Origin of the sequence: Collimonas antrihumi (assembly GCF_018304965.1) — a bacterium.
GTDB lineage: Bacteria > Pseudomonadota > Gammaproteobacteria > Burkholderiales > Burkholderiaceae_D > Collimonas > Collimonas antrihumi.
The window spans coordinates 1-1,658 of the sequence record NZ_JAGQED010000063.1; the positions used below are offsets into that span (position 1 = coordinate 1).

The 1,658-nt window shown below is 58.1% G+C and carries 1 protein-coding gene; it reads left to right on the forward strand.

Annotated elements, in window-relative coordinates; genetic code table 11:
- Positions 1–74 precede the first annotated feature (74 nt).
- Positions 75–1,627 (forward strand): IS3 family transposase gene (locus KHU29_RS21980; RefSeq protein WP_343216090.1). Its coding sequence is split into 2 segments (ribosomal slippage): positions 75–537 and positions 537–1,627, totalling 1,554 coding nucleotides; the frame shifts between segments, so codons are not numbered across the junction.
- The last annotated feature ends 31 nt before the right edge of the window (positions 1,628–1,658 follow it).

The following is a 1,658-nucleotide window of genomic DNA, read 5'->3' on the forward strand; positions in this document are numbered from 1 at the left end:
CCCCCTGTGTCAGGATAGATGTCGCGTCATCTGATTTTTCTTAAAAAGCTCAGGGGGCGGAGCGAAGACATGCAGTGAAACGCTATTCATTAGAACGCAAGGAAGCCATTCTCAGACGAATGATGCCTCCGGAGAACAAGCTGGTCTCTGAATTGGCCCGGGAAAATGGCATCTCGGAACAGACACTTTATACTTGGCGACGAAACTTAAAAACGCAGGGAGTGCCGGTGCCGGGTAATGGGAAGAATGCCGAGGAATGGTCCTCGAAAGACAAGTTTGGGGTGGTGCTGGAAACGGCCCAACTGAACGAAGCGGAATTGGCTGAATATTGCCGGCGCAAAGGCCTGTACGTCGAACAGATTGCGGCGTGGCGCGATGCGTGCCAGGAGGCCAATACGCAGACTGTTGAGCGCACCCGCGAACAACGCGAGCAGAGCAAGAGCGACCGCAAGCGAATCAAGCAGCTGGAGAAAGAATTGCAGCGCAAGGAGAAGGCACTGGCCGAGGCGGCTGCGCTGATCATTCTCAGAAAAAAAGCCCAGGCGATCTGGGGGGATCCCGAGGAAGACTGACCGGCACCCCGGATCGCCAGTTGGTGATGACATTGATTGAAGAGGCTGTGGGCAGTGGTTGCCGGCGCGCGGTGGCGTGCAAGATGCTGGAGATCAGCATCCGTACTTATCAACGCTGGACGCGCGAAGGCGAGGTCGGCACCGGAGATGGACGCAAAGGGGCTCGTCGCGCTGCCCCTGCCAACAAGCTCAGCGCGGATGAGCGCGCGCAGATACTGGCACTGGTCAACAGTCCGGAATTTGCAAGCCAGCCACCGAGCCAGATCGTGCCCACCCTGGTTGACCGGGGCGAGTACCTGGCGTCGGAGTCGACCATCTACCGCATCTTGAAGGCTGAGCTGCAGCAACATCACCGGGGACGAGCCAAGAAGCCCACAACCAGGGTGGTGACGAGCCACTGTGCGACCGAACCGAATCGCTTGTGGTCGTGGGATATCACCTGGTTGCCGGCCGGCGTGAAGGGCCTCTACTTTTATTGGTACATGGTGCTCGACGTCTTTAGCCGCAAAATCGTCGGGCATGAAGTTCACATCGCCGAGTCGGCGGAACTGGCGGCGCTGTTGATGCGCAAGGCCAGTCTGGCGGAAAGCTTGGCAGGTCGCAAGGTGGTGCTGCATTCCGACAATGGCAGCGCAATGAAGGGTGCGACGATGCTGGCAACATTGGAGAAGCTGGGTGTGGTGCCGTCGTTCAGCCGACCGCGTGTGAGCAACGACAATCCGTTCGCGGAGTCGCTGTTTCGCACATGTAAATATCGGCCGAACTACCCGCGCAAGCCCTTCGACACCGTTGAGGAGGCAAGAGCCTGGACGCTTCAATTTGTGCAGTGGTACAACCACCGGCACAAGCACAGCGGGCTGAAATTCGTGACGCCAGCGCAGCGACATAGCGGCCAGGCGGAAGCGATCCTGCAACGCCGTGAGAAGGTCTACGAGGCAGCAAAACAGCGCTGCCCGCAACGTTGGTCAGGTGCCACACGGAACTGGGATTTGAAGGACGAGGTCTGGCTTAATCCGGAACGGGTTCAGCCGGAAATACTAAAGCAAGCTGCTTGAAGTGACGCGACATCTTTATTGACAACTACCG